The 7,790-nt window shown below is 61.4% G+C and carries 4 protein-coding genes; all 4 read right to left on the bottom strand.

All coding sequences use genetic code 11. The annotated features are described in order from the left end of the window. Positions 1-41: 41 nt before the first annotated feature. Positions 42-1,253 carry an efflux RND transporter periplasmic adaptor subunit gene (locus tag ACLP25_RS23420; RefSeq protein WP_442471535.1) on the bottom strand — a complete coding sequence of 404 codons (1,212 nt, stop codon included), beginning with the start codon at positions 1,251-1,253 and terminating at the stop codon, positions 42-44. Next, on the bottom strand, positions 1,250-3,169 hold the full coding sequence (locus ACLP25_RS23415) for a tetratricopeptide repeat protein (protein ID WP_442471534.1): 1,920 nt from the start codon (positions 3,167-3,169) through the stop codon (positions 1,250-1,252). The genes ACLP25_RS23420 and ACLP25_RS23415 overlap by 4 nt, the downstream gene beginning before the upstream one ends. Positions 3,170-3,191: 22 nt before the next feature. Next, positions 3,192-4,496: a hypothetical protein gene (locus ACLP25_RS23410; protein WP_442471533.1), complete on the bottom strand. Its 1,305-nt coding sequence runs from the start codon at positions 4,494-4,496 to the stop codon at positions 3,192-3,194. 590 nt (positions 4,497-5,086) lie between these two features. Further along, positions 5,087-7,069 (bottom strand): winged helix-turn-helix domain-containing tetratricopeptide repeat protein, encoded by a 1,983-nt coding sequence (locus ACLP25_RS23405; protein ID WP_442471532.1) that lies wholly within the window; start codon positions 7,067-7,069, stop codon positions 5,087-5,089. Positions 7,070-7,790: the final 721 nt, after the last annotated feature.

Below are 7,790 nucleotides of genomic sequence, written 5' to 3'. Positions count from 1 at the left end.
ATGCGACCGAGTTGAGTGTAGTCCGACGTCACCACGCGCTCTCACGGTCGCAGCCCACTAAGAACCTCCACCGATTCGGCGGTTCGGCGGCCCAGCTTGATCGCGCGTCGCGTTGCGCCGGCGCCATCTCGATTAAGCACGAACACCCAAGCGCCGCCCGATTCTTCCAGAAACGGACCAGTCGGGAGTACGATGGCGGGCGTGTCGCCTCCGAGCTCCAGTTTTCCTTGCGCGGCTTGACCACGCCGCAAGGCAGGCGGAGGGGCGCCGACCCAAGTCAGGTCCATGTCGAACCGGCCGTCCTTGACTTGCGGATAGATCTTGGCGACGACCAGCGCGCTGGGTTGTCCATCAAACGTAGTGGTGACGCGCTGGCCGATGCGAACCCGCGGCAAATAGTACTCGTCCACTTGCGCCGTCACCTTGAAGCCGCCGTCTCGGTCGATCTGGCCAAGATTCTGCCCGCGGACCTTCTCCTCGCCGACGTGCGCATCAAGCGCGGTCAACATGCCGCCTACAGGCGCGCGAACCACCAACGCATCGAGCTGATGCTTGGCTGCGGCAAGATTGGCGTCCAGCCGCGCCGCAGTTGTCGCGATCAGCGCAGTCGTCCGCTCGATCACCGCGGTGTCCCGCTCGAGGGCGTCCACAGCGATTGCGTGCAGCCGCTTCGCGTAGACGAGTTCGTCGCTGGCCTGATCCAGCGTCTCCTGCGTCGCGAAACCGCTAGCCACCAATGGCGATTTCCGGCCGACCTGACGGCCAAGTCGAATGACGCTGTACTCGCTGTCAGCGATCGATTTGAGGTCGCTGGTCCTCGTCAGCTCGAACGTAAGCTGCTGCGAGCTCTGGGCGTTCATCTGCTCGATCACTTGCGTTTCGCGGGCGATCGCGTCCAGCTCCAACTGCGGGTCGGACAGGCGGACAAGCGGCTGACCGGCGCTTACGCGCTGCCCGGCCTCGACCAGCACCTGCTCGACCCGCCCGCCCAACTCCGCATCCAGTACGACGCTGTCCAACGGCACCACCCAGCCGCGCAGCGGAATGAAATCGTGGAAAGGCGCGGCCACGACGGTTGAGATGGTGATCTTGGACGCATCGACCCGCAGGGTATGTTGCTCGGGACTCAACATCAACCATCCGGCGGCGGCTAGACCAGCGGCCACGGCTGCACCCACCATCAGCGCGGGGCGTGCGAGCCGGCGTCGGACGAGCGGGCGATCCATCGAGCTGACGAACGTCGCCACGCTCACGACACCAGCTCCCGGCAGCGCGCCATCTGGTCAAGGTCACGAACGTACAAATCCTGTCGATCCATCGCGGCATGGATTGCCGCGCGATTCTCGTAGTGGTCTGGATGCTCCGGCTCCAACACGATCGCCTGGTCCATGTCGGTCAGCGCCAAGCCGAATGCGCCTTTGTCGAAGTGCAAGGCAGCGCGATTGACTCGGATCGCGGCCGAATCCCAACCGAGCGCAATGGCGGCGTCATATCCTTGCAGCGCGCCAGTCGCGTTCCCCTGCTCCCGAAGGATATCCGCCCGGAGAGCCTGCGCTTGCGGCTGATCGGGGTTCAGATCGAGGCTCGTCTCGAAATCGACCAGAGCTTCCTCGAGCTCATCCAGACGCAGATGGCACACGGCCTTGTTGAAGAACACTTCAGGGTAGGGAGCGCTGCGCTCGATGGCAGCCGCATATAGCTTTGCTGCCTCTTGATATGTCTCTTGCTCTTGGAAAATGTTTCCAAGCTCGTTGTAGTATTCGGAATAATTTGGATCCATCCTTATGGCGTTCAAATAATGTTCGGTTGCCTCTTCGAATTGGCCTAACATCACGTACACCTGCGCAATATTGTATTGTAGTACCGACCGGTGCAGTAAATGGCGCTCTCCACCCAGCTCTTGGTTGAGAAAATCAAATCCGCATTTGCAGAGCTCAAGAGCCTCCTGGCGCCTTCCCTGCCGCGCCCTCAGAAACGCTAAGCCATTGTCTATGAAAACCTTCTGAAACGGGTAGTCGTGGAAGTCCGGTTCGTCCTTGGCCTGCGCGATCTTTTCGACCGCGACCAGGAGGTGGCGCTCCGCGCGTTCAAGGTTCTTCGCCTGCGCGTAGCGCAGATAGTGCATTGCAAAGATGTAGTGCATGCTGGCCACGTGGTGTGGCCGGGAGAGGTGGCTTCCGGCCAGTTCGTCGATCACCCACAGCGCGCTCTCCGGATCGTCCGTCATCACAAAGCAGATGTTCATCTTGCTGACGTAATGGATTCGCCGGGACTGATCGTCGGCCACCAACGCCTCGAAATGCGGCAAGAAAATTCCAATGAAATGGCGTGCTTCATGGTAGAAGCCGTAGCTGTTGTAAATGATGAAAATGCGCACCGCGATGCGGGCCGCCGCCAAGCTGTTGCCCGCGTCGCGATGATGTGCGAGCAGCGCCGGCCAGAGAATTTCGAACCTATTGTCGTCGGCTGCGGCCGCTTGGCTCCCAAGCGTCCCTGCCGCCGTCATGTCGGAGACAATACGGGCCGCGGGGTCGAATGAGACGCCCGACGGCAGGGTCGCCGCAACGAAGCGACACGCGCCAAACATCGCCGGTCCCGCCTTGGCCACGGTCGGCGGGGCTTGGACAATCACTTCGATCAACGAGTCCTTCGCGCCCCGAGCCAGCTCGACAAAGAATCGGGTCGCCAGATTCTGTGCTTTGTCAAAGTGGCGGACGACCACTACCCAGCGCGCCTGTCGCGACTGTTTTTGCTTCCATTGCAGGATCATCCCCACAAGGCCGTGCACCAGTCGGTAGGCGCGGTCGAAGGCGTAAAAGCGTGTCTTCTCGTCTGCCGCCGCGGTATCCGTCAGACACAGATAGACTGGTCGAATGTGGTCCCGACGGGCGATCAGAGCCGAATGCAGTTCGAAAAGGTGCTTCTCGACCAGAGACGTTTCGCCCGCCCCGATCAGCTCGAGGTAGGCCGTCTCCGCCAGATCCGCGACGCCCGCCCAAACTCCGCCCCGTTCGAAATCCGCATCCACGTCGAAGACGCGCTCCGGGTCGCCTGCCGCCTGGAGAGCTTGACTGCGGCCAGCATCGCTGAAGCGCGGACATAAACGCCATATGCTGGTGGGGGCTGCGCCGACGGGAGAAGCGTTCTCGAATATTGGCAGTTGATTCATCGATTGTCTCCGTCCATCGAAGTCAAAATTGCTTCTGCGTTAGCCACAGATACATGCCCGCGCTCAACATCATGAGCATGATGGCGACATAGGTGATTGTGTCGCACGCCGTCCAGAAGGCCGCGGGGGGCCCGCCCAGCAGATGCACGGCGGATCGGATGTATTCCGCCATCGTTGGAAGGAACACGCCAAATAGAATGACAAGCGATCCTATCCGACCGAGCAGCCAGATTGCTGCGAACATGCGCAGCCCTTGCAGGCCACGCGGCGGCAGAGCGGCTGGCGGATCGCCGAAACGGCCGCGCGTCGCGCAGTAAAGCAGACCACGCAGATAATGGCGCGCGTCCCGGTCGAGGTCCGGGTAGCTGAAGTAATTGCACAGCACGAAATAGATGTCGGTCTTGACGAAGATATTGAACTGCCAAGTGACGCCAATGAAGATCTGTAGGATAACCGCCTGCACGAGCTGGATCGTGAGGCCGCCCGCGCCGACGCGGAGCAGCATCCGCAGCACCAGGGTCAACAGCGCTGCGCACAGCAGGTCGACCAAGAGCCCCGCCAGCATCGGGAAGTAGCGCTGCGCTTTTGGCAGCGCCAATATGCCGGTCAAATCGGATTCCGCGACCACTATCCAAAGCCGGTTGCCAATACCGTAGCGCGAACGGATCCCATGTTTCGCCGCCGCGAGCATGTGACCCGATTCATGCAGGGACACTTGCACGAAGGACAGGACCAGAATCAGCAACAGCAGCGGCGTCCGATTGGTGTCCGTGTAGAAGGCGTTTGGATTCACACGAAGCCGCGAATCGATAACGGCGCAGCCAAGCGCATAGGCGATGATCGCGAAGTAGCCGCATAGCATCGGCCAGCCGAACACGGCGCGAGCGAAGCGCGGATCCACATTGAAGACTCTGCGGGCGCTCCGCGGCTCGGAATTTGAAGGAGGCTGCGGCAGCGGCGAGTGGCCGGCGGGATGGACGAAGCCGATTGTCATCAACTGCTCGACGAGGCCGACGACATCGAATGTCTCGCCGCCTTCCGCCGCGAGTTTCGCCTGAATGGACGGCGCGCTCTCCCCGGACCGCAACATCTCAAGGATCCGTACGCCCACCTCCGGAAACTGATAGAAATCACCGGAATCGACGTTCCCTACGAGGTAGGCGTCGTCGTCCTTCTGGACGGAGAGCGGGATGACCGTGTAGGCCTGCGCGTCCTGATTTGGCATCGGCAACTCATTCCGTTGAGGCGTGGCTGACAGGAGCGCGCTCTCCGCGCCGCCGCGTGGGGCTGCCTGGCCCAGCATCGTTTCCATGCCCTGATCAAACATGGTTCACGGAACTTGAGCGGGTCAGGCAGCCCGCCAGTCGAGCTGTGTGTGAGTTACTGAGCGGCGCCCATGCAGCAGCAGTAACAGGCAGCGAGCGTCTTGGTCAGAGCAATCTTCTGGACCTTGATGATCGAGATGGTCTTCATGATACGTGCCTCGTGTGAGTGGCTTCGACAAACAGCTGACGGGGCAACGCCCCGCGCCGCACAGCAAGTAGACGCCAGGGCGAAGGCGAAGTCCTCAGACCGGGCTGAAATTGACGTGAAAGATTGCTGAAAGCCAAGGCGGTACGAGGCCGCTGCGAATCTAAAGCTCGCGGGAATCGCGAGGGATGAACGTGTCATCCCGTCAAGCAGGAGGAAGGCTCGCCCAGTGCGGCGTCCGCGTCCGCCTCACGGACCGCACTTGCTTTGGCCGACGCCGGTCAGGATCTGCTTGCCGTCGTTCGTGTCGACGGCGAAGGCCCCAGCTGGGTTACAGGGCTGAGGCGGTCGCCTCATCAGGGTTCATTTTGCCGAGCGTGATGGCTTGCGCTTCACGCCGCGGGACACAAGGTCGCCGTCACCCTGCCCGCGCGACGGAGACGCCCGTCAGGTCTCAGGCACTTGCGCCTTACGCAAGCCCTCATAGACGTTGTGGCGCTGCTTGAGAAAATCTGCGGTGTCGCAATCCGGGTTTGCGCGGAAGCGGTCGATTGTAAATCGTGGGTTGAGCGCAAGCGCGGCCAAGGCCTCGGCGCGCGCCTCTTGAATTCGATCCATCTGAGCGAATGCGGCCGCGAGGAGGAAGCGGGTGCTTGCGAAGTTCGGATTGATTGCGACCGACTGCATAAGCCAGGTCGTCGCGTCTTCATATCGTCCGACATGGAGCTTCGAGGCCCCCACTATGCCGAGCCAGATGAAGGTCAAGCGATCTCGAGGCGACAGGCGAAGCGCCTGTCGAACATAATGTTCTGTCTCTTCAGGATGACCCACGAAATGCTTGGCAAGTCCGATCGTGCTCCAAGCGGGCGCGAGATTCGGGTCGAGCGCCAGCGCTCGTTCGGCCTCGACTATGCCCTGGGCCGGTCGATTGGAGTACGTCTTGACCGCGCTCAGCAGCAAATGAGCGAGAGCGTTGTCCGGCGCGGATGCGAGCGCCTTCGATAACGAGGCCTCAGCCGACAGGAGGCGCCGTCCTCGTTCGGCGCTCGACCAGTCCGCCACTTCCCAAAAGTCCGCGCACCCGCTGCCAACCAATGCGTCCACGTTATCGGGCTCTATGGACAAGGCTCGATCAAAGAGAGCGCGGGCTTGGGATAGGTGCGCCGGGTAAGGTCCCATGTTTATCCACGCCATCCCTTGAAGATAGAGATCCAGCGCGTCGGGGTTGGGCGCTCGTTCTGACCGTCTGGCCTCAGCGGCGATCAACGCCCCGCCCAGTTGGCTGGCAAGCCGCGCCGAGATCTCGTCCTGCAACTCGAAGAAGTCCGCCACAGGCTTGTCGAACCGCTCCGCCCAAAGATGATGGCCGCTTTCCGCGTCGACAAGCTGAACGCTCACGCGCATGCGTCTGCCGACCCTCTGAACGCTTCCCTCGAGCACGTAGCGAACATTGAGCTCTCGCCCGATCGTCTTCGTGTCCAGCGCTTTCCCCTTGTAGGTGAAGGCCGTGTTGCGCGCGATCACGAAAGCGCCCCGGATGCGGGATACGTCCGTCGTCAGGCACTCCGTGATACCGTCAACAAAGTACTCCTCTTTGGGGTCGTCGCTCAGATTGACAAATGGCAGGACGACAAGAGAGAGACGCGGCGCTCCCAAGGCGGCGGGTTGGTCGCCCTTGCCGTCGATCACGCTCACAACGGCAGCGGACGCGCGGTCAGCGCCTCGTGCGGGTCGCGGTCCATCGAGTCGACAGTCCTTCCCCGGCAAGTCATCTGGAGGACGGGGCCAATTCGCATTCTTACTCGCGGTCAGGAGAGGGCCAACCTGGATCTCGACGCCGTCATTGAAGGGTAAAAATTGTCGATTGGCCACCACGTTGAGCATAGCGTTGGGCCTCCCTCCTGGCCCCGTGGCGGACTCGTGGTGACCATCGCGGTCAGCGGACGACATCGCTGTCAACTGTGCGATTCCGTCACCGCGTTCGCCCGCGGTGGAGGTGGCGGCGACTCGAAAAGCATTCGGCGGAATAGCCTTCGGACAATCGACGACCTCGATTTCGGTCTTGAAATCGTCTGCGCTTGGTATCGCAACAACGTCGACTGCGATTTGGTAGCCATGGCGAGGTCGTGTCCGCAGGATCTGCTGCCCCTCGGCGCCGAGAGCGTTACGTATTTCGTGCACGCACTGTGTGATATTGTTTTCCGTAACGAAGAGACCAGGCCAGACCGAATTCATAATCGTATCGCTGGATAGCGTGCGCCCGGCGTTCTTGGCGAGGAGCAGGAGCATGGAAAAGGATTTTGGGCGTAGAGGCGCTTCCACGCCTTCGGCCGTCAGCAGGACCTTGCGCTCAATATCCAGTGTGAAGCGCCCGATCCGATAGGCTGCATATCGTGTCGGGGAAACGGCGCGTTGACCTAGTGTGGCCATCCCACGTTGCTCCTGTCCGCTAGCGAGTGTGGCAAAGGCGCATCCCGACCGGCGGTTTCCCACCTGGAGTTGCAGTGAGGTGCAACCAATGGCTGTTGTACCGTCGCACCCAGGTCCAGTCTGTGATGACTGTCACGCCCCGGGCGGGCATGGCTCGGCCACATCAACGGCATGTTTGGATGCGATGGCTCTCTGTATCAAGGGGCGATAATATTGGCGGTCCAACCGGCAAATCCCGCCGGCGGAATTTAGAACGAGCGCCCGGACGTCTGCCGTTGCGCTTGGTTTCGTTCTTCAGCGGTAAGCGCTCGCTGCCGTCGACCCTGCCCCTGACGACTGCGCGCTCGGGAACGCGTCCCACTTTGCGCTGTCGCGCGCTTGATTGGTTTCAATACTGAAGGACTTCCGCCACGGCGGATGTCTCCTTTGGGCGAAGACCGCGCCTAGTCGGCCGATTCATCTAAAGCACGGGGTATAGGTGCTTGAGCTTGATGCGAGCGGTCTCGGTTGTGAAGCGCCAGTCGGCCTTTGCGTGATGCTGGTTGCGGTGTTTGACCCAGGCGGCGACCTCGCGTTCGAGGGCGTGTTTATCTGGAGCCTCTTGCAAAATTCATCGAACGCGGCGAATTCTCCCTGTGTTCGCGGGGCGGAGCGGCCGGCGTTCAGGCTGGCGCGGGCCTGAGTTGCGTCACGCGGAGTATTTGATCAACCGCGAGCGCCA

Origin of the sequence: Roseiarcus sp. (genome assembly GCF_052145395.1) — a bacterium.
GTDB lineage: Bacteria > Pseudomonadota > Alphaproteobacteria > Rhizobiales > Beijerinckiaceae > Roseiarcus.
This window is presented reverse-complemented; position numbering and strand designations above follow the sequence as displayed.